The 24,477-nt window shown below is 67.1% G+C and carries 15 protein-coding genes; 3 read left to right on the top strand and 12 right to left on the bottom strand.

Annotated features, from left to right (window positions below; genetic code table 11):
* Positions 1-554 precede the first annotated feature (554 nt).
* The 5 genes from AAK988_RS09875 to AAK988_RS09855 all read right to left on the bottom strand — a co-directional run bounded on the left by AAK988_RS09875 (position 555) and on the right by AAK988_RS09855 (position 10,402).
* On the bottom strand, positions 555-2,654 hold the full coding sequence (locus AAK988_RS09875) for a BspA family leucine-rich repeat surface protein (RefSeq protein WP_369873706.1): 2,100 nt from the start codon (positions 2,652-2,654) through the stop codon (positions 555-557).
* A 1,466-nt stretch (positions 2,655-4,120) separates the two neighbouring features.
* Positions 4,121-6,706: a replication restart helicase PriA gene (priA, locus tag AAK988_RS09870; protein ID WP_369873707.1), complete on the bottom strand. Its 2,586-nt coding sequence runs from the start codon at positions 6,704-6,706 to the stop codon at positions 4,121-4,123.
* Positions 6,707-7,404: 698 nt separating this feature from the next.
* Complete coding sequence (gene ybaK / locus AAK988_RS09865) at positions 7,405-7,890, bottom strand: Cys-tRNA(Pro) deacylase (RefSeq protein ID WP_369873708.1); 486 nt, start codon at positions 7,888-7,890, stop codon at positions 7,405-7,407.
* Between the two features lie 238 nt (positions 7,891-8,128).
* Positions 8,129-9,010, bottom strand: coding sequence for a lipoprotein intramolecular transacylase Lit (locus tag AAK988_RS09860; RefSeq protein ID WP_369873709.1), 882 nt, complete (start codon positions 9,008-9,010; stop codon positions 8,129-8,131).
* Positions 9,011-10,402, bottom strand: a complete 1,392-nt coding sequence (locus AAK988_RS09855) for a circularly permuted type 2 ATP-grasp protein (RefSeq protein ID WP_151430764.1) — start codon at positions 10,400-10,402, stop codon at positions 9,011-9,013.
* 431 nt (positions 10,403-10,833) lie between these two features.
* Here AAK988_RS09855 and metK point away from each other — a divergent pair, with 431 nt between their 5' ends.
* On the top strand, positions 10,834-12,102 hold the full coding sequence (gene metK, locus AAK988_RS09850) for a methionine adenosyltransferase (RefSeq protein WP_369873710.1): 1,269 nt from the start codon (positions 10,834-10,836) through the stop codon (positions 12,100-12,102).
* A 226-nt stretch (positions 12,103-12,328) separates the two neighbouring features.
* On the opposite strand, the gene AAK988_RS09845 is transcribed toward metK, so the two are convergent.
* The 3 genes from AAK988_RS09845 to gltX form a co-directional block, all read right to left on the bottom strand.
* Positions 12,329-12,745, bottom strand: coding sequence for a PaaI family thioesterase (locus tag AAK988_RS09845; protein WP_135969976.1), 417 nt, complete (start codon positions 12,743-12,745; stop codon positions 12,329-12,331).
* 75 nt (positions 12,746-12,820) lie between these two features.
* Entirely contained in the window at positions 12,821-14,173 is a 1,353-nt protein-coding gene (locus tag AAK988_RS09840) for an Rv1352/Rv1906c domain-containing protein (protein WP_369873711.1), read from the bottom strand.
* 12 nt (positions 14,174-14,185) lie between these two features.
* Entirely contained in the window at positions 14,186-15,799 is a 1,614-nt protein-coding gene (gene gltX / locus AAK988_RS09835) for a glutamate--tRNA ligase (RefSeq protein WP_369873712.1), read from the bottom strand.
* Between the two features lie 828 nt (positions 15,800-16,627).
* Between gltX and AAK988_RS09830 the strand changes: the two genes are divergently transcribed.
* Positions 16,628-16,924, top strand: a complete 297-nt coding sequence (locus AAK988_RS09830; RefSeq protein ID WP_369873713.1) for a DUF559 domain-containing protein — start codon at positions 16,628-16,630, stop codon at positions 16,922-16,924.
* Positions 16,925-17,454: 530 nt separating this feature from the next.
* On the opposite strand, the gene AAK988_RS09825 is transcribed toward AAK988_RS09830, so the two are convergent.
* Entirely contained in the window at positions 17,455-18,420 is a 966-nt protein-coding gene (locus AAK988_RS09825) for an EamA family transporter (RefSeq protein WP_369880682.1), read from the bottom strand.
* Between the two features lie 148 nt (positions 18,421-18,568).
* Entirely contained in the window at positions 18,569-22,552 is a 3,984-nt protein-coding gene (mfd, locus tag AAK988_RS09820; protein WP_369880681.1) for a transcription-repair coupling factor, read from the bottom strand.
* A gap of 193 nt (positions 22,553-22,745) precedes the next feature.
* Here mfd and nth point away from each other — a divergent pair, with 193 nt between their 5' ends.
* Positions 22,746-23,408 (top strand): endonuclease III, encoded by a 663-nt coding sequence (gene nth, locus AAK988_RS09815; RefSeq protein WP_369880680.1) that lies wholly within the window; start codon positions 22,746-22,748, stop codon positions 23,406-23,408.
* Here the strand turns inward: nth and AAK988_RS09810 are convergent.
* Entirely contained in the window at positions 23,405-23,941 is a 537-nt protein-coding gene (locus AAK988_RS09810) for a hydrogenase maturation protease (RefSeq protein WP_369873717.1), read from the bottom strand. The two genes, nth and AAK988_RS09810, sit on opposite strands and share 4 nt — an antisense overlap.
* Before the next feature lie 62 nt (positions 23,942-24,003).
* Entirely contained in the window at positions 24,004-24,465 is a 462-nt protein-coding gene (locus AAK988_RS09805; protein WP_369873718.1) for a viscotoxin-A3, read from the bottom strand.
* Between the last annotated feature and the right edge of the window lie 12 nt (positions 24,466-24,477).

Below are 24,477 nucleotides of genomic sequence, written 5' to 3'. Positions count from 1 at the left end.
GCGAGCTCGGTCGGGAAGGCGACGAGGAAGAGCGGCAAGATTGGTTAGGAAGGCGGTGCAGCGCAGAAAACTGCTCCGTGTGGCGGGGCACGAACAGCCCGTGACACCAAACTCCCCGTTTCCGCCCGGCATCGCAGGTTTTCCGTCGCAAACGGGGAGTTTGGTGTCATTTTCCACGGCAGAAAGCGGCGCTTTGATGCTATAGGCTGACAAAACCCCAGGTCGGCAATGAGAGATTCCTCAGCAGGCAGCACCAAACTGCCCGCTTGCGACAGGAGATGAAGCGCGGGAGACGGAAATGGGGAGTTTGGGTACATCGGGGTGGCTGCCAACGGGCGCTCGCCCGATCTTCCGCACCCGGCGAAAAAGCGACCCCACCGCAATCGTCTATTCGCGGGCGCGCGACGCGAGAAGGGCCGGGGCGCATTTGGCGCTCCGGCCCTCGAATGAGACGAATTTCCACGTCGCAGGAAAACCAGCAGCGTCAGTTACCCGCGGGCGCGGCAGCTGCCAGTAGGCTCTACCCGCGCGGGTGCGCGGACCGTCAGCAGGCTCTACCCGCGTGCCCTGCGGCGGACTGCGACGGCGGCGGCCAGGGCGCAGGCGGCGAGGGCCGCGGTGGCCAGGGGTACGGCCGGTGCCACTTCGTCGCCGGTCTGGGCGAGGCGGGTGGCAGACCTGGCCGCGGACTTCACCGGGGCCTTCGCCGCCGGGTCAGCCACGGTGTAGGCGGCCTCGATGACCCGCTCGGTGCCGTCGGGCATGGAGTACACGGCCGTCACCTCGTAAATGCCGGCGCGAGTCGGGTCGATGGCCTCCACCTCTTTGCCGCCGAGCATGATGGTGACCGCCACGCTGCTGGCATCGGTCGGGAAGCCTTCGCGGGAGCCGAAGCGCTTGGCCAGGTCGCGGACGATGTCGTCCTTGTCCATGGCCACGCCCGTCGCGTTCAGCGGCAGGGCCACGGCCTCGGAGAATGCCACCGTGCGCTTCGGGGCGGGGGCGGTGGCGCCTCCATCGGAGCCAGAGCCATTTCCATTACCGGAACTGGAGCCGTTCCCATTGCCGGAGCCATTATTGGAGCTGGAGTTACCCCCATTACTGCCGCCGTTACCATTGCCCGAACCGTCACCATCCGACCCGTCGCCCGAGCCATTACCCTCGACAACAGCAGTGTAGGTGCCAGCCGTGCGAGCCGGGATGGCATCGGCCGCGAAGACCTCCCCCTTCTCGTTGCGCCATTTCAGCGATTCGCCCCATTTCATGCCATCACGTCGGTCAGGAAGATCCGCTTTAGCGAAATCGCCCGTAGCGGGCAAAATAATTTTGCCCAGAGAAGAGCAGTTAGACAACATCCAGAAGATGTTTTCAACCTTCCCCATATCGAACCCCGAGAGGTCGAGAGACTCCAACGACGAGCAGCCGTAGAACATGGATTCCATGTCCGTCACCTTAGAGGTGTCAAACTTCGAGAGGTCAATGGATGCCAGGGACGAGCAATCTTTGAACATGCCACCCATGCTCGTCACCCAGCCGGTCGTGAACGTAGAGGGAAATTGAATACTCTCAAGCGAAGAGCAGCCAGCGAACATGGAGTCCATGTCCGTCACTTTGCCGGTGTCGAACTTCGAGAGGTCAATGGATTCCAGAGATGAGCAGCCAGCGAACATGGAGTCCATGCTCGTAACTAATGTCGTTTCAAACGAGGAGGGAAATGCAATTGAGGTTAGCGACGAACAACCCGAGAACAATCCAGACATGTCCGTCGCGCTAGATGTGTCAAACTGCGAGATATCGATGCTCTTCAGCGACGAGCACCCCGCGAAAATCCCCGACACGCTCCGAAGCGATTTCATGGTAAGAGAAGCGGGAAGCTTGAGTGACTCAAGAGACGAGCAGCCTGAGAACATGCCGCCCACCGCTTCCGCCTGTCCCATATCAAATGAAGACAAATCCAGCGAGGTAAGCGAAGAGCAACCCTCAAACATACCAGAGTCCCTCGAACCTGCTTCCCGCCCAAAACACCGAACTTGTGAAGTGTCAAAACCCGACAGATCGAGCGTCGACAGCGACGAGCATTCATAGAACATTCCATTCATGTCCGTCACCTGCGAGGTATCAAGAGTCGAAAGGTCCAGCGCCGTCAGTGAAGTGCAAAACCAGAACATTCTCTCCATGTCCGTGACTTGCGAAGAATTCAGACCGGAAAGGTCAGCGGTTTCCAGTCCTTCAAACCCACCAAACCAGCTATACAGAGAGTGAGGTTTAACTCCCGACTTGACTACCGCGTGCGTGGTATACCTGGTATATTCCTGAGGTAAAGGCGATTCATGCGAGCTGCCGAGAATTTCGCAACCGCAGGCATACAACAAACTACCATCAGGCCGCTTCCCGTCGCATATGAGAATCACTCCATCGTTAGCTAGCTCTCCATAGGAGGTATCTACTGTGTCGCCGTTCTGGATGACCAGCGTATAGGACTTCTTGTCGGGGTTTTCATAAAAGATGGCGTAGATATCCTGGTCGGCATCGGCAGCTAGCGCCGGCAATGTAGAGCCCATGACGATCCCAAGCGCAGCAACCACCATCAACGCCGAAGCGCAGAAGGCCTCGATGACCCTCGCCCCCAACCCGTGTCTTGTCTTCTCTTTCATGATCGCCTTCCTCTCAAAGGTTTACGTTCAATAGATTAAATTGAGGTTGCAGATTAAGCGCTTTCAGCACATACCCCCGTCGACCCGAGCCTCGCTCCCCGAAGAGCAGGTCCCACCCAGTTGGAGCGATAACTACGTTGTCGATGGAGAGCGGGGCATTCGAATTGCGGCGAGCAACCATCCCGCCATCGAAGAGACAAGCTAGCATTGCGTCAGACACCGACTGTTGCCACGGAAAGACATCGAATGGGTTGTCCTTGTGTCGGCAGTAGTCCCGAAGGAACGCTCTCAGCCCGTCGATCCTGTAGGGAGGACAGGCATTCGAGGGAATGCGCCAGCCGTTATCTTTGAAAGCACCGATCTGATCACCGCACCTCCTGCGGTACGCTTGAACAGCGCGCTCGGAAACACCCCAGCGCTTGGCCGCTTCTCTTGTTGTCATGAAGTCTTCTCCCACTGACTTCACATCTCCTGTCTTTCTTTTGTGCCGCGAGCTCAACGGGCGCTCCTCGGTTCTTAGATACAAGGGGCCCGCATAAGCACCCCACCATTTGCCGCCCGCGAAACGCTCCCGACAAGGGCGATCGTAGGCACCGAACCTCTCTCTGCCCGAGAATAGCAAATAAGTGCCCCCCCCCCCCGCAAGGGGTAATTCGAGAGTTGGGGCCTAGGCTTCGAGGCACAGGAAATTATTCCGACCTATCGAGGAACAGGCGACGGAGGCACACTGGGCCCTCATCGCCGGGAGGGCGCATCGAGCTGCCGAGACGGCGGTGCGCCAAGCGGGCCAATCACCGAAACACCTGCAAAACCGCAATGCGAGATTCCGCAAGCTGTCAACGTCCTTCTCGGTACCCAAACTTCCCGTTTCCGACAGACACCGCGGGCTTTCTGGCGGAAACGGGAAGTTTGGTGTCATTTTTCAAGCCGAAAGCGGGGATTTGACGTTCTCGTCCAACAAAAGCCAGTTCGCTGACGGACGATCCGACACATCGTGATACCAAACCTTCTGTTTTTGCCAGGTTCCGCAGGTTTTCCGTCAAAAAGGAGGGGTTTGGTATCGTTTTCTCTGGCAGAATACGGGGATTGGGTACTTTCAGTCGACAAAACCCCAGGTCGTAAATGGAAGATTCAGCGCACCCTGTTACCAAACCCTCTGTTTTGCCGGAAAACGAAACGAGGGCGGCGAAAATGCGGGATTTGGTATCGGAGAAGGGCGCGAAAGACGTGCCGATGGGCACACGTTGCAGCGGCCTTGCCGTGGAGTTCTCGCGGAAGAGGGGCGAGAGGAGCGCCAAGAACATACCGAAAGGCTCAGCCGGGCAGACCCCCGCCTTGGGCGGCCGGGCCCTACTCGACGGGCTCAGCTGCCAGTCTCCGCCTCGGCCTGGCTCGCTCGGGCCGACTGCCAACCGTTGCGCACCTCGGGCTCGGCTGGGTCGGGTCGCAAGCCGCCAAGCGCTTCCCTACAGCAGGTCCATGGGATCTACGTCCACGGCGGCGTTTACCTGGGGGTTCGCCTTGCGGGCGCGGAAGAGCCGAGCGAGGGGCGCGGACAGGTCGGCGCCCAGCGGCGCCTTCACGACGATGTGGTAGCGGTAGGTGTTGCGCAGCTTCCCCAAAGCGCAGGGCACCGCCGGCAGCACCGTCCAGCGCGAGTCGCCCACCTCGTTGCGGATATGCTCGCTGATCTGGGCGTGCAGCAACTCGGCCTCGGTGGCCACGGCGTGCTCGTCGGTGCCCCACACCAGCACGTTGGCCAGGGCCATGTAGGGCGGGTATCCCAAAAGCTTCCGACGCGGCAGCTCCGAGCGCAGGAACAGGCCCCGGTCGTAGCGAGCCGCCGCCTGGATGGCCACGGCGTCGGCCTCATAGGTCTGCACAAGCACCCGCCCGTCGAGGGCGGCGCGGCCGGCGCGGCCGGCCACCTGCTCGATGAGCTGGAAGGTGCGCTCGCCGGCGCGGTAGTCGGGCAGGTGCAGCTGGGTGTCGGCGTTGATGACGCCCACAAGGGTCACGTCGTCGAAGTCGAGGCCCTTGGCGATCATCTGGGTGCCCAGCAGCACGGCGGCCTCGGCGGCGCCGAATCGTTCCAGCAGCTCCTGGTGGGCGCCCTTGGCCTTGGTGGTGTCGGCATCCATGCGGATGATGGGCACCTCCGGCCCCACCCCGGGCATCTGGTCCAGCAGTTGCCGCAGGTCGGCCTCCACCCGCTGGGTGCCGGCACCGAACTTCTTCAGGTAGGGGCTGCCGCACTCGGGGCAGACGGACGGCGCGGGCACGCTGTGACCGCAGTGGTGGCACACCAGCTTGGCCCCCTGCTCGTGATAGGTGAGGCTCGTGGAGCAGCTCGGGCACTCGGGCACGAAGCCGCAGTCGCGGCAGAGCAAGAATTTCGCGAAGCCCCGCTGGTTCAGCAGCAGCACCGCCTTGCGGCCGGCCGACAGCTCCTCGGCCAGGGCCCGCCTCAGCCGCCCCGAGAACATGGAGCGAGCGCCCGAGGCGAACTCGGCGGCCATATCCACCACCTCGATGGCGGGCATGGGGCGCCCGTTGGCCCGCTCGGGCAGGGCCGCACTCGTCCAGCACGGATTCTTCGCCACCTGGTAGAGCGCCTCGATGGAGGGGGTGGCCGACCCGAGCACTACCGCCCCGCCGGAGCGGGCCATCATCCACTGGGCCACGTCCCGGGCCTGGTAGCGCGGGGCGGAGTCCTGCTTGTAGGAACCCTCGTGCTCCTCGTCGATGACGATGAGCCCCACATTAGCCAAGGGCGTGAACAGGGCGCTGCGGGCACCCACCACCACCCGGGCCGCGCCGCTTCTGATGAAGTCCCACTGGTCGAAGCGCTCGCCGGCGCTCATGCGCGAGTGCATGACGGCCACAGTGGTGCCGAACCGGCCGCGGAACCGCCCCACGGTCTGGGGGGTGAGCGAGATCTCGGGCACAAGCACGATAGCCGTTCGTCCCTCTGCGAGCACCTCCTCGATGGCCCGCAGGTACACCTCGGTCTTGCCCGAGCCGGTCACGCCGTCCACGAGCACCACGCGCCCCTCGGCCGCCGCCCGGGCCTCGCCGATGGCCGCCAGGGCCGCCGCCTGACCCGCCGTGAGCACCGGTCGCGCGGGGGCTGAGGCCGGGCCGTCGGGCACTGCGGGACCCGCGGAGGCTGAGGTCGGGCTGTTGGGCACTGCGGGACCCGCGGAAGCCGCAGCCGAGCCCTTCCCTGCGACGGGAGGCAGCGGCATTTTGCCCGGAAAAACAGGGGTCACCGGGCCTCCGGCCGGACCGTGCGGCACGGATCGGGCCGCCGCTGCCCCGGCCGAAGACATGGCCGCCGGCGCTCCGACCGGACCGTGCGGCGCGGCAGGGGCAACGGCTCCCTCCATGCCGCGCATGCGCCGGCGCCGCTCTACGGCCACGGCCCCCTTCGCCTCCAAGGCCCTCAATGTGGAAGCCACTGACCCGAACTCGCAGGTCAGCTCGGCCACGCGCACGTCGCCGGCGGCCACAGCGGCCAGCACCTGCTGCTGCCTCACGGCGTTCTTCCGGGGCTGGAACTGCCCGAAGGCGGGCCCCTGGGTCACCCAGCGGTCGTCCACCTCCCCAATCTTGGGCTCTTCCAACCGCCAGCGGCCATCCCGCGAGCGTACCACGCGCGGCACCGCTCCGGGCGGCGTGAACAGGCGCACGCAACTGGACAGAGGCGCCACGTAACGCCCGGCGATGTACTGGGCCGCCGCCGCGCCCTCTTCGTCGAAATAGGGTTCCGAGAGCACGGCCTCCACCTGGCGCAACTCTGCCGCCGCCAAGGGATTGCCCCACAAATCGGTGCCCTCGTCGGAAGAGGCCGCGACCTCTTCCAAGCCCACTATGTAGCCCACGGCCTTGCGCCCGCCCAGCGTCACGAGCACCGCGCATCCCACCTGGGCCGGGTGCCCGTCGCGTCCGACCGTGGCCTCGCCAGCAGCCATATCGTCAGGCACGGCGTAGGAATAGGGCGCATCGAGCGCTTGCGTGGGAATATCGACTATGACCGAGGCAATGAACATGGAGAGCAGTATACCAGCAATGGCCCATGCATCGCGCAGCGCACAGGGTGCCGCCAAGCCGAGCAGTCAGGGTCCGGCTGCGAGCTGGCCCTTCAAGCAGCAGCGAACCATGTCCGCGGAAGGAGCGCAGACCAGGCTGGCAGATACGGGCATAGAAGGGCGCACCGACTGGGAAAGAGCCCCGCCCAAGGGCACCGAACTGACCTTCTGCGACACCGGTTTTCAAAATCATGTCGCATACGGGATGTTTGGTGCTTCTTTTCGCGTCTTAAATTGCATATTTGGAACAAGAATCTCCATAATGCCTGATCACAGCGATGCAATACCAAGCTGCTGAACTCGAAAAAGCACCAAATAGACCTTTTGAGACAGAAAATCGATCTGCGATGTCGCAAAGAGGCCCTTTGGTGCTTTTCCGAACCTGCCCGACCTACTGGGCCTGCGGGGAGCGGCGGGCTGGCCGGGCGTGCGGGGAGCGGCGGGCTGGCCGGGCCTGCGGGGAGCAGCGGGCGTGCGGGGAGCGGCGAGCGACCGGGCCTGCGGGACCTGCCGGGCGTGCAGGGCGCACCGGGCGCGGCGGGCCTGCGGGGCGCGGCAGGCGGCCGGGCGCGACAGGCTTTCGCGGCGCTCGACAATGATGGTCCGGCTCTCTTCCGGGCGCGTTGCCCCCACTGGCGCAGAGCCGCAGCCGGCTCTTCCTACACCGTAAGATCCGCATACCGAAACGGCACTAGGATTCCCAGGTCGTCGGGGGCCATGCGCACTTGGCAGCCCACCTTGCCGCCGGAGAAGTAGATCGTATCGAAGAGCTGGGCCGTCTCGTCCACGAAGGTGGGAAAGCGCTTCTTCATGCCGATGGGCGAGCAGCCGCCGTGGACATAGCCCGTGAGCGGCAGCAGATCGCGGGCCTTGCACATGGCCACGGCCTTCTCCCCCGCCGCTGCGGCCGCTTTCTTCAAGTCCAGTTCGCAGGCCACGGGCACGAGGAACACGTAGTGCGCCCCGGACTTGCCCTCGGCGACGAGGGTCTTGAACACCGCATCCACCTCCTCGCCCTGGGCATGGGCGATCTCCACCCCGGTCATTGAGGGGTCGGCCTCGAAGAACAGCGCCTCGTGGGGCAGTCCGGTCGCGGCCAGCTCGCGCAGGGCATTGGTCTTATGGTCTTTGGCGGAACGGGCCACGGAAGCTGCCTTTCATGGATCGGCTACGGAAGGGACGGCGAACTGGAGAGAGGGCGACAAGACGAAAGAGGAAGGCACAGCCGCCGACGCCGAGCAGACTACCACCTGCGGCTGTGGCACTCGCGAAGCGGCTCTGCAGGCGGATGCGGTTGCCCGCGAAGCGGCTCGGCGGGCGGCTGCGGCTGCCCGCGAAGCAGCTGTCGGCGGCTGCGACTGTGGGCGAAGTGGCTGCGGGCGATTAGCGGCGACCGCCCTTCCCCTTCTTCCCCTTCTTAGAGCTGCGGGCCGCCGCAGCGGCAGCCTCCTGTAGCTCGCGGGCCTGCACCTGGGCCCGCCAAGCGGCCACACAACCGCCGGCGAAGCACAGAAGCCCCAGGCCCACGGCCGTGGCGAGCCACACGGCCCCCATGCCCATCCAGAAATCGAGCGGATACATGGAGATGAGCAGCGAATCGGCGCCGAACGTCCAGGTGCCGTCCACAAAGAACAGGGAATGGAAAGCGGCGAACAGGTCGTTGAAGTCCACGACGCCCCACAGGCCGAGCACCGCGAGCAGTGCGAGCAGCAGGGCCGGGCCCATGCGCAGCATGAAGGCCAGGGCGGCAAATTGCTTGCGGACGCCCAGCAGGACGGCGATGATGAGCGCCGCCACGCCGATCATGCCGAGCCACGAACTCACCCCCACGATGAGGGCGTTGCAGTCCTCCAGGTGGCTCACGGCCGCTCCGTCCAAGGCGTAGCGGTCGGATACCTTCGCGAGGGCGTCCATGGCGGCGAGCGCCGTGCCCCCCTCCCCAAGCGCCGTCCGGGCGGCATCCGTCCACTCCCCCGCCTTCAAAGCACCCTCGGCGCTCGCCTCGCGGGCGGCCTCCACCACCGCAGTCGCCAACTCCTCGGCGGCCTGCTCCGCATCCCCGTGGGGCTCCACGGTGAAGGCGCGCGTCACGCCGGCCAGCTCCACCAGCTGCTCATGGGTGTAGGGCGACGCCTCGCCTGTGCTCACGGCCCCGGCCAGGGCTGCCGTGGTGGCCGGCAGGCAGCAGGCAGCGAAACCGCACACGAGCAGCGTGACGGCCAGCACCGTGGCGCCGATGCCGGCGAGAATGCTGTTCGACCCCATTTACAGCCCCAGCCCTTCTACGCCCTCGCAGTCCACCCAGATGGTGGCAGCAGTCATGCCCTCGTTGGTCTTGGAGATGGTGGGATGCGGCCCCAGGCGGCTGAACACGCCTTGGAAGCGACCGTTGTACAGGTACAGGCCGTTCAGATTGTTGTAGGGCACCGGCTCGCTGGCCACGGCCCCGTCGGGCGCGTCCAGAATGCCCGCATCCGGCGGCAGCGTGTCGGTCTTGAAGGGGCGGATGTAGCGCTGCACGATGAAGGGGTAGCCGGCCCGCCCGTTGGCGAACTCGTCGATGACCCGCTCCCACTCCTGCTGGCTCACCTCGCAGCCGGCGTACACGTTGTCGGCGCCGTAGTGGTCGGTGGGCTTGACGATCCACTCGTCCTTGTTGGCGCGGATCTGGGCGAGGTTCACCACTGACTCGTCCAAAAAGGCGGTCATGGGCACGGTCTCCTCCACGAACGCGATCTCCTCCTCGGTGAGGAAGGCCTGGGTCTCGGGGGCGAACAGCACCTCGAACAGCTGCTTGTCGTGGACGATGTGCCCCGAGAACGCCCCGATGAGCGCTACCTTGCGCGCCCGCACCGCGTCGATGAGGGCCTGGGAATCGTCCCAGAATTCCAGCACGTCGTTGGTGACCGAGCGACGCCAGATGGCATGCACGGGCAGTCCGTCGGGAGTCGTGAGCACCTCGCCGTCGAAGGCCAGATCGCGCACATCGGCCACCACGCATTCCACGCCGGCCTCGCGGAACTTCTCGGCGAAGATGTGGAACTCGTCCACCACGCCGTTCTCCAGGTAGTCGCAGATGGCAATGCGCGGATGCTCCACCTTGAAGCGGTAGGTGTCGTAGATATCTAAGAAGGTGCGCACCCAGGGCTCGAACAAATCGCAGCCAGCCACGGCGTGGCTCTCGGCGAACACGCGGAAGGCCTCAGTGTTCGTCACGGCGTTGGTGATCTCGCGGTTCTCGTTCATGCCCGCGCTGCCGTCGCCGTTGAACTCGCAGAAGTGGATGCGATAGTCCTCCTCGTTCAGGAAGGTGTCCACCCGGGCGAAGGGCAGTACCGCGTCGTAATCGCGCGGCAGCAAGATGAGCTCCACCAGGCGCTCGTCGAAATCGAAGAGCTTGCGGTACTCCTCGTCGGCCCGGTAGCGCTCGATGACCTTGCAGAGCACCCGGTGGCTCATCTCGGCCGTGTCGCGCATGACCTCGTAGCTTTTCCGGTTGAACAGGCGCGGCACGAAGGAGGAGGCCACCACCTGGTGGTGCACGATGGCCGTGGAATTCTGCATGTACTCGAAGGCGGCGCGGCGGTCCTCCACCGCCCCGTCGAGCTCGTCGATGATCTGGAAGTACGCGCGGGTATAGTCGGCGTTGGTGGGCATGGAGGCTCTTTTCCTCGGATCCGGTACAACGGGATAAGTGTAGCACGACCGCGCGACGGCGCGGGGAAGGCGTAGGGGAGACGTTGGCCGCCCTCGATCGGGCGCGCTGCGGCGGAGCCGCCCGAGAGCCGTCGCGAAGCCGCCGCAGAGCCGCCCGAGAGTCGCCACGAAGCCGCCGCGGCTCCCCGCCCCTCTCGGCCACCGCCTTCCGTAGGGTTTCTGTATCCTTCGTCTCGGCCGTCCTTGCGCGGGCGGGCCTTCCCCGCTACCATGGGCAATCGCGCCCGTGCGTGCCCGAGGGCCCACGGCGCACCCAGTTATCCAGAGTCGGGGTAGAGAGTTGGCTCGCCGATCCCGACACCAACCTGACGCGCCTCGCCCGCGGGCGGCCGCCAAGGTGGTCCGGCCAACAGCGATACGAAAGGAATCTCATGAGCGAGAATCGCACCAGCTATCTGTTCACGTCCGAATCCGTCACCGAGGGCCATCCGGACAAGATCTGCGACCAGATCTCCGATGCCATCCTGGACGCCATCCTAGCCAAGGAGATCGCCCTGGCCGAAGAGGGCTACGTGGCCCCCGACGGCAACCCCGCCGACCCCTCCAAGATGCGCTGCGCCTGCGAGACCCTGGTGACCACCGGCACCGTGTTCGTCACCGGCGAGATCCGCACCCAGGCCTACGTGGACGTGCAGTCCATCGTGCGCGACGTGGTGTGCGGCATCGGCTACGACCGCGCCAAGTACGGCTTCGACGGCAACACCTGCGCGGTCATGAGCTCCATCCACGAGCAGTCCGCCGACATCGCCCAGGGCGTGGACGAGTCCTTCGAGGCCCAGCACGACAACGCGGCCGCGGCCGACCCCTACGAGACCGTGGGCGCCGGCGATCAGGGCATGATGTTCGGCTACGCTTGCAACGAGACGAGCACCCTCATGCCCCTGCCCATCTTTCTGGCCCACCGCCTCTCCGAGCGCTTGACCGCGGTGCGCAAGAACGGCACGCTGGACTTTTTGCGCCCCGACGGCAAGACCCAGGTGTCGGTGCGCTACGTGGACGGCGCGCCCGTAGCCGTGGAGAAGGTGGTCGTGTCCACCCAGCACGCCGACGACATCGAGCAGGACGCCCTACGCGAGGCCATCATCGAGACCGTCATCCGCCCCGTCTTCGAGGCCGAGGGCGTGGCCATGGCCGACGACTGCGAGATCTACGTGAACCCCACGGGCCGCTTTGTCATCGGCGGCCCCATGGGGGATGCGGGCCTCACGGGCCGCAAGATCATCGTGGACACCTACGGCGGCATGGGCCGCCACGGCGGCGGTGCCTTCTCGGGCAAGGACTGCACGAAGGTGGACCGCTCCGCCGCCTACGCCGCCCGCTGGGTGGCCAAGAACGTGGTGGCCGCCGGGCTCGCCGACCGCTGCGAGGTGCAGATCGCCTACGCCATCGGCGTGGCGAAGCCCGTGAGCGTCATGGTGGAGACCTTCGGCACCGAGAAGGTGCCCACCTCTGCCATCGAGGCTGCCGTGGCCGCCGTGTTCGACCTGCGTCCCGGCGCCATCATCGACGCGCTGGATCTGCGCCGCCCCATCTATCAGAAGACGGCCGCCTACGGCCACTTCGGCCGCGAGCTGCCCGAGTTCACCTGGGAGGCCACCGACCGCGCCGACGCCCTGCGCGCGGCCTGCGGGCTGGAATAGGGAGAACTCCGAGGATACCGAGCGGGGACATCACCCCAGTCGGAATCGTCGGGTATTCCAATTCGCTCGGACAGTCCTCGCTTTGTGGAACAGTCCACCGGACTGTTCCAGTCGCTGCGGAACTCGCTCGGTCGGAACACCCGACGCTTCCTCTACGCCGGCACATTGCCGCAACGACAAGGGCCCCGGACGGGGCCCTTGTCGTTTATGGAGCTCCGGAGCGCTCCTATTGCTCCCCTTCGCGATAGACGGTGGTGGTCACCCGCGCGATGCGGCGGCCCGTGTCGTCGGTGACGTCGGTGGTGTAGAAGCCGAGGTGACGGCCGGACTTGTCTACGTTGCAGGTGGCGATGAGACGGGTGCCCCGCGAGGCGGACATGTAGTCGACGGCGCTCGACACCGACACGCTGGGGGCCACGCCGATGTTGCTGGCCAGGGCCAGGGCAAAGTCGGCCAAGGTGAAGATGGCCCCGCCCATGACGTTGCCCAGCGCGTTGCGGTGGTGGTCCTGGATGTCCAGCTCCGCCACGCCGTGGCCCACCGAGCCCTCCACGATGCGGCAGCCCACATGCTCGGCGAAGCGATCGTGGCCGAAGAAGTCGTTCAGCTCATCCAGGGTGGGGTAATCGGACAGCGGGGGCATGGGCCCTCCCTTCTCGCGAGAAGCGCTCCGGCCGGGGCGGGAGCGCTTCGATGATCGTACGTATGGGGAACCGGCCTAGTTCTCCAGGGCCGGCGTGGCCGTGGCGGCGAAGAGCTCTAGGTACTGGCCGTCGACCACGGTGACGGTCTGCTTGCCGCCGGGAATGACGTACTGGGTATCCACGATGGAGTCGTCATCGAAGTCGAGGTCGTCCATGACGTAGGCGGCGCACTCGTCGGTGACTTCGGGGTCGTCCACAGGGGCCGCCGTGATGGTGTAGGTGCCTGCGGGAATATCGACGCCCACGCGGTAGCAGCCATTGCCATAGGGCGACGTCGGGTTAACGGAGGTGGACGGCGCCGGCTTCATGACGGCCCCTTCCACGCCGGGCTCGAAGGCGATGAGGTCGCCCTCGTCGAGCTCGACGAAATAGTTGCCCAGATACTGCACGCTGTCATCGAGATCGTAGGCGCTGCCCTTGCCCGTGGCGCTATCGCCGTCGAAGACGTAGTAATGGCTCAGAAGGTCGCCGCCCTCCAGGGTGTAGAGCCCGGCCGGAATGGCGCCCTCGGGACCTACGGTGTAGTAGCCCTTAGGGCAGGTGCCGTCGGCCGCAGGGGCGCCGGCCTCGAAGCCCTCGGTCTCCAGGAGGCTGGTCACCTCCTCGTAGCTGAGGGCCATGGTGGTGGTGCCGTCGGGCTTGCTGTCCTCGGGCGTGTAGTAGTCGCCCTCCGGCGGCCAGCTGTGGTAAGGGTCGTCGTAGTCGTAGCTGTAATCGTCGTAGACGTAGTCGTTCACGCCCTCATATCCGGCCACGGTGAGCCCCACGCAGCTCACGCAGCCGCCCAGGCCGATGACGAGGCCCGTGGCAAGTCCCAAGAGGAACCAGGGCCAGCGGCGCTTCTGGCCGCCCGAAGCCGGCGGCTCGTAGCCGTACACCGGCGCCGGGGGAACCGGCGGCGTCGGCGGCACGGCCCCGTAGGGCTGCTGGGGCGCGGCGCCATAGGGCTGCGGAGCTGCCGCGCCATGGGACGGCTGCCCAGCGGCAGCCCCGTAGGCCTGCTCGTAGGCGCTGTAACCGGATGCCGAGGCGGCAGCGGCGGAAGTCGGAGCGGTCTGGCCGTAGGGCTGCGCATAGGGCTGGGCAGCGGGCTGGGCTGCCGCGCCCACCGCATAGGGCGCAGTCGGCTCAGGCACCGGTGCCGGCGCGGCGGGGCGGTGGACGGCGAAGGGGTTCGACACGTCGGGCGCCGTCGACTGCGCGGGAGCCGGGGCCGCGAGGGCGGGCTCGGGTGCCGCCACGGCCTCAGCCTCGGCCGCCGGGGTTTGTTCGGGCGCGGTCACTGGAGCCATCTCGGGCATCGCGGCACTGGGACCGGCGGACTCGGGCGCGGGCGTCGGGGAAATCTCGGGGTTCTTCTCGTCCATGGGAAGGCCTTTCTACTTGAAGACGTGGGCGACCACCGCGTCGATGCGGGCCACCACGTCGGCGGGATCCATGAGCATCATGGCCTCGAACAGAGGCGGCGACACCATGTTGCCGCAGATGGCCACGCGCAAGGGCTGAAACAGAAGCTTCGGCTTGAGCCCCGCCTCCTCGCCGGCGGCGCGGCAGAGTTCCTCCAAGGCTTCGGCGTCCCAGGGGTTGTCGTCGTCGGCCAGGATAGCGCGGCAGATGGCCAGGGCCTCGTCGGCGCGGGCCCCCTCCTTCAGCAGCACCTTCTGCACGCTCTTCTCGTCGAGCACCACCGAGTCGCCCCAGAACAGGAAGGCCAGCTTGGCGGGAATCTCGTCCAGGCGCGCCAGGCGCTCGGCCACGAGCGGGTACATGGCCTCGTAGAACTCGGCATCGTCGTCCACGTCGGCCAGGCAGGCCTGCCAGGTTTCGGCGTCTACGCCCGCACCGGGCACGCGGGTCGTCGCCGCGGCCGCGGCCGCCTCCTCCTTGGTGGGCGTGGGCACCTCGGTGATGCCGTCGGCCACGTTCGACCCGTCCAGGTTGGCCTGGGCGAGCCACGGCTTAGCGGCCTCGCGCCAGGCGGCGGCGCCCATCTCGCGGATGTAGACGCCGTCCATCCAGTCGAGCTTCTTCTCGTCGAAGATGGAGTGCTTCTTGGTGATGCGGTCGAGCGAGAACGTGCGGCACAGCTCCGCCGGCGGGATGATGGTGGTCTCGCCGTCAAGCGACCAGCCGAGCAGGGCGAGGAAGTTCACAAGCGCCTCGGGCAGGTAGCCCCGGTCGCGGTACTCCTCCACGTTGGTGGCCCCATGGCGCTTGGACAGCTTCTTGCCGTCGGCCCCCAGGATCATGGAGAGGTGCGCGAACAGCGGCACCTCGGCGCCCAAAGCCTCGTAGATGAGCACCTGGCGCGGGGTGTTGGACAGGTGGTCGTCGCCGCGGATGACATGGGTGATGCCCATGTTCACATCGTCGCAGACCACGGCGAAGTTGTAGGTGAAGGTGCCGTCGGTGCGGCGCAGGATCATGTCGTCCATGACGTCGGCGGGAAAGCTCATGTCCCCGTAGACGGCGTCGGCGAACTGCACGGGCCCGTGGTTCTCGGGCACGGCGAGGCGCCACACGTGGGGCTCGCCGGCGGCGATGCGCGAGGCGGCCTCCTCGCGCGGGATGGCGCGGCAGGTGCGGTCGTAGCCGCCGTAGCCGCCCTCGGTCTTCTCGGCCTCGGCCCGCTTGGCGTCGAGCGCCTCCTTCGAGCAGAAGCAGGGGTAGGCGGCCCCAGCCTCGATGAGCTTGGCGAGCGCCGCCTCGTAGGTGTCGGTGCGCTGGGTCTGGAAGTAAGGTCCGCACGGGCCGCCCACCTCGGGGCCCTCGTCCCACGTCAGGCCGAGCCAGTCCATGGCCCGCAGGATGATCTGGGTGTTCTCCTCGGTGGAGCGCTCCGGGTCGGTGTCCTCGATGCGCAGGATGAAGGTGCCGCCGGTGGCACGGGCGAAGGCCCAATTGTAGATGGCGGTGCGGGCGCCGCCGATGTGCAGCTTGCCGGTGGGAGACGGTGCGAAGCGAACGCGCACGGGCTTGTCGGTGATGGTCATGGAACTCCTCGGAATTCAGTCGTATACGGCCTCGATGCAATCGCCGACCAGTATAGCACGGCGACCGCCCGCGGCCCTCCCTACCCCAATTTCCGCACAGGCTCGGGCAAGCGGCCCACATGATGGACGCATCGGCCAGGGCCGCCAGGGCCTCGTCGGCCCGTACGCTGTAGGCCTCGCACACTTTCTCAAGCGGCGGCAGCTTCTTCATGGGCGGGTTCCTTCTACACCATTCGAACGCTCCCCGATAAACCCGAGTGTAACCATGATAGCGGCCATCCATATCGCCCGCCTTCATTGCGACGGCACTGTTTTCGCGAACGATGCCCGCGTCGTGCCCCCGCCAACAGGCCCGCGGTGCCCGCACCGCTTTGCGAGCGATGCCCGCGTTGTGCCCCCGCCATCCCTCCTGTGGATTTTTCGCGATCACCCCCTCGGACGCCTCCGTGCATCACCAGTTCAAAAGCTTATGACGGCGCGCGGACGGTTCTGAAGCGACAGTCAGGAGAATTACATTTGCTAAGCTGCACCGCCCCGACAACGAAAGGCAGCCTCCCATGGAACTCCTCGTCAGCGGTCCGACCGGCCTCCAAGGGCTGCGGCAACTTCGATACCGCCATCGATCCTGGGCCTCGAACCGCCGACCCCTCGATCTGCGACTCAACCCGCCCAGCGAGACGTCGGTAGCCCATGCCCGCGCCCTGCTCGGCGGTTGTGAGGAGCCGCTCTCCATCGTTGTCGGGCGCCCGTCCGACCGACGCAGGCTCGAGGGGGCTTAACCGGCCCATAGACGTTTCCGCAGTCACAGGCAATGCATGGGGAGCCGACGTGAGGCGAACCGATCTATCGTGGGAGGGCACGCGTGTCGCCGTCGAATACGACAGCAGCATGCACCATTCGGGTTCCGAGAAGATCGAGCGCGATGCGAAACGCCGCACCCTGCTCCAAGCGGCCGGCTATCACGTGGTGGTCGTGACGAACGACCAACTCAAGAAGATTACGGAAATGGATCGCGTAGGGCACACCCTCTCGCGCCTCATGGGCAAGCGGCAGAGGATACGCATTCGGGACTACGAGAAGAGGAAGCGTCTTCTGCACGCCCGGCTGCTCCAGCTGGATCTGTGACGGCGGCACGAGCGGGCGGCGTCCATCCGCCGGTTTGCCGGGGCAGGCGGCAACAAGCGTGGCGCCCGCCCCTAGACGTCCCGGCAAAGCTTGAAGTGCAGCACTTTCCGTTTTCTTGGACAAAAAGGCGTCGAGTGCGCTCGGCCGCCGCTATTTTATGCACGAATAGCCGGAGCAGCCAACCAAAATGAGCTCCAAACCGCCGCCACAGCCTCCCAAAGGCCCTCAAAACGCCCTTTTGGGACAATCTGGACCTATCCTCCAGCTCACTCGACGCGTTTTTGTCCACTTATTGCAAAAGTGCTCAACGGAGCGTAGAGGCGCTCCACCCCGGCCGCCTGCGCGAGCGCCGGCGGCCGGCTCGATCCGCGACGGCTCAGCTGCGAGGCGGTCCCGTTTCGGCCAAGACCACGACGCTGGCGGGCTTGACCTTGGCCGCCCACCAGAGGCCCGCTGAGGCCACGTCCCATACCGGGCCAGACCCCGCGACGACACCGACACTGAAGGGTGCGACCCGAGAAGCGCCCCCCCTACGACGCCGGCGGAGCAGCCGCTCCCGAAGCCCGCTCCCCCTTCGCACCCGAGAGGGACACAAGCGCGATCATGGCGGCCATGAGGATAAGGCCCGCCCAGTCGGCCCCCGAGAACGCCGTGCCGAGCCACAGGGCGGCGATGACCATGGCACCGGCCGGCTCGGCCACGCCGAGGAGGCTCCCCTTCACGGAGCCGACGAGGGACACGCCGTAGAGAAACAGGCCGAAGGCGGCGAAGGTGCCAAGCAGTCCCACGCCCCCGATAAGGGCGAGCCAGCCGACGGCATCCAAGGCCGGAACGAGAGAGGACAGGCCCGCACCACTGCCCACAGCCTGGGCCACCCACACAAGGACAGCCGCGATGCCGCTGATCACCATACCGCAGCTGATAATGGTGACGCGATCCCATCGGCCATACAGGCGCTGCGGCGCCATGATGTAGAGCGTCTCGGACAGAGCGTTGACAATGCCCCAGGCCAAACCCGCCATCGGCAGCACGATGACGCCCCAATCGCCCTGGGTGGCGATGAGGGTCGCCGCAGCCAGGGCGCACACCAGACCGATGAGATCGGGCACGCGCGGCGCGCGGCGCAGCTTCAGGCAGGTGAACAGCATGACGAACACCGTGCAGGTGGCCTGGAGCACCGTGGCCGTGCCGGCGTTGGTGTACTCGATGGAAATGGCGTAGGTGATCTGGCTGAGGTAGAGCCCCACGCCGAACAGCAGCAGCGGCCCGCGGGCCGCCCGGGCGCCGAGCAGCGAGAGCAGGGCCTCGCGGCGGGTGGCCAGCACCACGGCGATGAACAGCACTGCCGCCACGGCCGCCCGCACGAAGGAGATGAACGACGAGGTGATGGCGTAGTTCTCCCCCAGAAACTGGATGCAGGCGCCCGAGAAGCCCCACAGCGTGGCCCCGCCCAGCGCACAGGCCACGCCCCGCCAGAAATGGCTCGTTGCAGTCATGCGCGTCTTCCTCTCTCGCTCTTCACCTCTCATGGTCTGCCGAACGCCCCGCGAGCCGCGTCAGGGCCATGCAGCCCAGCGCGCCCGGTGACGGCAAACCGCCCCGTCTCGCCCAGCGGCGGCGCGCCCGCAAGGGCGGCCGCCTCCGCTACTCGTCCCGCTTCTTCGCCCGAGCCGCCCGCTTGGCCGCCAAGCGGTCGCGGGCCGCCTCGCCCCGAGCTCGGGTCGCGGCGCGACGCTCTCCGCGCGCCGTCAGCTTGCTACCCGTACCGCGTCCCGACGGCGCAGTGCGGTTTTCGCTGGGGCGGCCTCCGGACCGCCCGTCAGCCCGGCTCGCGCGGGCGGGCTGAAGCCCGCCCCCACGGGACGCGCCGGCCGATGGGGCCGCGGCCGGAGCCGCAACCCTCTCGGCCCCGTTCTCAGCCCCCTCCGCCGCGCCCCCGCCCGCCCTCTCGGCGGCCCGCCCGTCCAGCGGCTCCTCGGCGCTCCCGTCGCCGGTCACGTCCGCCAGAAAGCCCGCGATGGGACCCATGAGGTTGTCCTGCTCCTCCAGGCCGAAGTAGCGCAGGGGCAGGGCGAGCTTGCGCTTGTCGGGATTGTAGCGGGCCGCGGCGCGGCGCAGGCCCTTCATCTTGTCGGCGGGAATGTCGATGGGCTCCACCACCAAGCGACCGGCCACCACCGAGATCAGCTTGATGCCGTGCTCGTTGGCGAAGGCCTTCAGCCGCGCCCGCTCGAACAGGTTCACCGCGGCCGGGGGCATCTCGGGGGCCTTCGCGAGCATCTCCTCCCGCAGGGCCGCTACCGCATCCACCGTGGCCGCCGCGGCCAGCTTGCGGTACCACAGCACCCGCGCGTCGGCGTCGGGGATGTACTCCTCGGGCAGGTAGGCGTGGCCGGGGATGTTCACCGTGATGTCCGATAGCGCCGGGGGCAGCTCGCCTGAGGCCTCGCCGCGCTCCCGCGTGTCGTTCACAGCCTGGGAGAGCATCTGGGCGAACAGGTCGAAGCCCACTGCCGACATGTTGCCCGACTGCTCGGCCCCCAGCATGGAGCCGGCGCCGCGGATCTCCAGGTCGCGCATGGCGATGCGCATGCCGCTGCCCAGATCCTGGTGCTCACTCAAGGCCGTCAGACGCGCGGCGGCCTCCTCGGTCAGAGGCACGTTCTCGGGGAACATGAAGTAGGCGAAGGCCTGCACCGACGAGCGGCCCACGCGGCCCTTCAGCTGGTACATCTGGGCGAGGCCGAGGCGCTGGGCGTCCTCGATGATGAGCGTGTTGGTGTGCGGGTTGTCGATACCGCTCTCGATGATGGTGGTGGCCACGAGCACGTCCAGCTCGCCGGCCGCGAACTCCTCCATCACGCGCTCCAGCTCCTCACGGGTCATCTGCCCGTGGGCCACACCCACCCGCGCCTCGCCGGCGGCGGCGTGCACGCGGTCCACCGCCTCGTCGATGGAGCGCACCCGGTTGCTCACGTAGTACACCTGGCCGCCCCGGGCCAGCTCGTAGCGGATGGCGGCGCTCACCACGTCGGGGTCCCACTCCCCCACGTGCACCTCCACCGCTCGCCGCTCGTCGGGCGGCGTGAGGATGAGCGACATGTCGCGCACCCCCGACAGCGACATCTGCATGGTGCGGGGAATGGGCGTGGCCGACAGCGTAAGAACGTCGATGGACTCGCGCAGGTTCTTCAGCTGCTCTTTGTGCTGCACGCCGAAGCGCTGCTCCTCGTCGATGATCACCAGGCCCAGGTCGTGGGGGTTCACGTCACGGGAGAGCAGCCGGTGGGTGCCCACGAGCACCTGCACCTCGCCTGACGCGAAGCCCTCGAGCGCCCGGGCTTGCTGCTCGTTCGTGCGGAAGCGCGAGAGCACCTCCACGGTGACGCCGAAGGGAGTAAAGCGGTCCTTGAAGGAGGTGTAGTGCTGCTGGGCCAGAATGGTGGTGGGGCACAGCACCATCACCTGCTTGCCGTCCTGAGTGGCCTTGAAGGCGGCGCGCAGGGCCACCTCGGTCTTGCCGAAGCCCACGTCCCCGCAGATGAGCCGGTCCATGGGCCGGGCCGATTCCATGTCGGCCTTCACGTCGGCGATGGCGGCCAGCTGGTCGCGCGTCTCCTGGTAGGGGAAGGCCTCCTCCATCTCGCGCTGCCAGGGGGTGTCGGGACTGAAGCGGAAGCCCTGGGTGGCGGCGCGGCGGGCGTACACGTCCACCAGGTCGAAGGCGAGCTTCTTGGTGGCCTTGCGAGCCTTCGCAAGTGCCCGTGACCAGTCGCTCGTGTTCAGGCGCGTGAGCCGCGGGCTCGCCCCCTCGGGCCCCACGTAGCGGGTTACGCGGTCCAGCTGCTCTGTGGGCACGAACAGCTTGTCGCCCTCGGCGTATTCCAGCTGCAGGTAGTCGCGCTCGGTGCCGTCCACCTCGCGGCGCACCAGATCGCGGAAAAACGCGATGCCGTGGGCGGCGTGCACCACGTAGTCGCCCGGCTTGAAGGGGAAGGTGACCTCGGTGACATCCACCGACACCCGCGCCGCGCGGCTGGCGGCCCGCGAGCCCTGGGTGTCCGCGGCGCTCACAAGCGCGAGGTGCGCCTTGGGGATGATCATGCCGAGGGGGATGTCGTTGTCCACGATATTCACCACGCCCCGGCGCAGGCGGCGCTTGGCCTGGGCGGGGGTGTCGGCGTCGGCACTTTGGGGCCCGTCAAGCGGCGGTCGGGCGGAGCATCCCGTGCTCGGGCAGTCCTCGCTTTCGGAAAAAGAGGGGTCAGAATTGTACCCCTCTTTTTCCGAGTCTGCGGAATCTGCGCGCGGGACGCTCCGCCCGACCGCCGCCGCACTATTACCATCGTCGAGATTCTCCGGCTTCAAAATCTGGATGGGGATGCCGTGATCCACCATGGCGTGGCGCATGGTCTCGCGCGCGCGGTAGTTCGGCGCGGAGAACACCACGGTGTAGCGATCCTCGGTCAGGCTCTTCAGCTTCCCGAATATCTTGTCGGGCACGCCGGCCACGTCCACGCGCTTCACCGGCAGCTCGTCGTCCAGCTCGCCGCCCACGCGCATGATGGACACGTAGGTGGCGCGCACGGCCCCGCCGAAGTCCATGGCGGCCGGGCTCGCGTACAGGCCCGCAAGCGCGATGTTCGTGCCCCGGGCGCGCTCGGCCAAGTCGTCGGCGCCGTGAGCCGCGTCGTCGAAGAGCGACCGCGGTTCGACGAGCGTAGTGAGCGTGCCCGCGCCCGCGTAGGCCCCCAGCGTCACCGGGTTCTTGTACAGGTAGGGCAGAATCACGTCGGCGCCCTCGAACACGAGGCCGCCCTCCATCTTCTCCAGCACGTCGCGCAGGGCCGGGTTGGTGAGCGCCGGCTTCTCCAGGGCGCGCCGGGCGTCGGCCAAGGCGCGCGGGGACGTGGGAAACTCCGAGACCGGGTACACCTCCACACTCGGCAGCGAGGCGATAGTCTGGCCCGTGGCCGGCACGATGCGGCGGATCTCGTCCAACTCGTCGCCGAAGAAGTCGAGCCGCACCGGGAAGTCCAAATTGCCGGGGAACACGTCCAATGTGCCGCCGCGGTGGGCGAAGGTGCCCGGGCCGTCCAACTCGCCGGTGTCGGCATAGCCGGCCGCCGCGAGGGCGCGGGGCAGATCGTCCAGCTCCTCCACACCGGGAATGCCCATGTCCGAAAGCTCGACGCCGGCGGCAAGGGCCAAAGGGCGCGCGGCCATGGCAGAGGGCGGCGCCATGAGGCGCAGGAGGGCCCGGGCGCTCGCCACCACCACGACCGGCCGCGCCGACTGCAGCGCCCAGGCCGCCTCCATCCGCTGCGCGATCACGCGGGCGTCGGGCTTCTTGGGCGCAAAGGGCACGTCAGCCCGCTCGGGGAAGCGCAGCACGCGCTCCTCCCCCAGAAAGGCCGCCACCTGGCGGGCGAAGGCCACAGCGGCGTCTTCCCCGGCCACCACCACGAGCGTGGCCTGGGGCCCGTGGGCGAAGCGGGCCGCCACGAGGAAGGGGCGGGCCGAAGCGGCCACGCCCAGCGTGGCATCGGTGCCGTCGTCCAGCTTTCCCCAGAATGCCTCCAGGCAGCCCGATTTCTCCAAGGTGAAGGCAAGCGCATCGATGAGCACGGCAATCTCTTTTCGTCAGCCGCGGCTCCGTCGCAGGAAAGGCGCGGGGCCGCAGGGGCGGTCGTTCGTGGAAACCCGAAAAGCCGCCCAACAAGGCGGCCGCGGTTTGCTACAGTGTACTTCATAACGGAAACGGGAATCCGCGGGGAATCCCCAACGGTAACGATGCGGTAAGCGGCGACAAGGAGCGATCATGGCACGGGAATCTCTGGCGAGCAAGCGTGAGCGGGCGGCGGCCGTCGAGGAGCGCATGTTCGCCCACTACGGGCCGGGCAAGGCTTCGCTGGACTACACCACCCCCTTCGAGCTCACGGTGGCCGTAGTGCTGTCGGCCCAGTGCACCGATGCGGCCGTGAACAAGACCACGCCGGCGCTGTTCGCTGCCTTCCCCACCCCGGCCGCCATGGCTGCCGCCGACCCGGCCGCCATCGCCGAGATCATCCGCTCGCTCGGGTTCTTCCGCAGCAAGGCGAAGAACCTCGTGGCCCTGGCCCAAACCGTCATGGCCGACTTCGGCGGCGAGATTCCCGCCGACGTGGACGTGCTGCAGAAGCTGCCGGGCGTGGGCCGCAAGACGGCGAACTGTGTGATGTGCGAGGCGTTCAAGGACCCCCAGGGCATCGCCGTTGACACCCACGTCTACCGTATCGCCCATCGTCTGAAGCTGGCCGGGCCCTCGGCCGACACGCCCCAGAAGGTGGAGGACATCCTACTGAAGGTTTACCCGCGCCCCCAGTGGCTGTTCATCAACCACCAGTGGGTACACTTCGGCCGCGAGTTCTGCCGCGCCCGCAACCCCCGCTGCGCCGACTGCATCGTGGGCGACCTGTGCCCCACCCGCGGCCAGTGGGGCTAGTCCTTGCGGGTAAGCGGGAACCCGCGGCGGGAAAGCTCGGCGACGACGGTTTCCACGAGAAGGGGCAGAGCTGCCGCGCATTCCGGCGTGAGCCCCACACAGAACTGCTCGGGCGAGGGATTTCCCACCTGCATGCCCAAGCAATAGCCCTCGGCCTCGTAGCCCATCAGGCTGGCGGCATCGAAGAGATCCACGAGCTTCAGGTCGTGCAGCGACGCCTCGGGGCCGGAATGGCGCGCCATGGCCTCGGGCTCGAAGCGGTAGACGGTGCCGGGCGCATCGCCCGTGCCGTCCACGGCATCCACGGTGAGGATGAGGTCGCAGCGATCCACATAGGACAGCATGTCCAGGGCCATGCAGCCCACATCGAGCAGGGTCACGTTGTCGGGAATATCGTAGGCGGCCACGATCTCGTCGTAGGCCGCCGGCCCCACCCCGTCGTCCAACATGAGGCGGTTGCCCACGAAGAACACCGCCGCCGTGCGCGAGGGATCGGGGGCGGCGCAGGCTTTCCGCGCGGGACAGGCCGTCACGTCGGCAACCCCTTCGGGAGCGTTAGCCACCGGCCGGGCCCCGCGCTCGCCGTCTGGCGCACTCATGCGGCACCGCCAGCCTGGGCGGTAGCTTCCGCGGCCGCGTCCACAAGGGGGCGGAACTCCAGGTTGTACCAGGTGGCCAGGGCCACCACGATAACGGCCGCCACCACGGAGACCACGGCCCACACCCGCTGGCGGCGCAGGTAGTGCTCGCGGCTCTCCCCCAGGTTCTCGGCCCGATGGGCCGCCAAGGGCTGCGACACGATGGCGAACACCACGGTGGCGCCCACCAGCGCCGCGGTCATGACCACGGCCAGCACCACCGACAGCGCTGTCGGCTCGGTCACGGCGGCGTAGATGACGTTGTCCACGAACAGCCAGGCCACGAAGAACAGGAACGCCGCCCAGATGCCGTGGGCCGGCCCCCACACCGGCGCCAAAAACAGCGCCCCCACATTCACCCGGGGCAACCCCCGCAAGAACTTCTCTTCCTCGGCGATCTGCTCGTCGGTTAGCGCCATGGGCTTCTCCTT

It is taken from the genome of Adlercreutzia muris, from assembly GCF_041223505.1.
Lineage (GTDB): Bacteria > Actinomycetota > Coriobacteriia > Coriobacteriales > Eggerthellaceae > Adlercreutzia > Adlercreutzia muris.
This window is presented reverse-complemented; position numbering and strand designations above follow the sequence as displayed.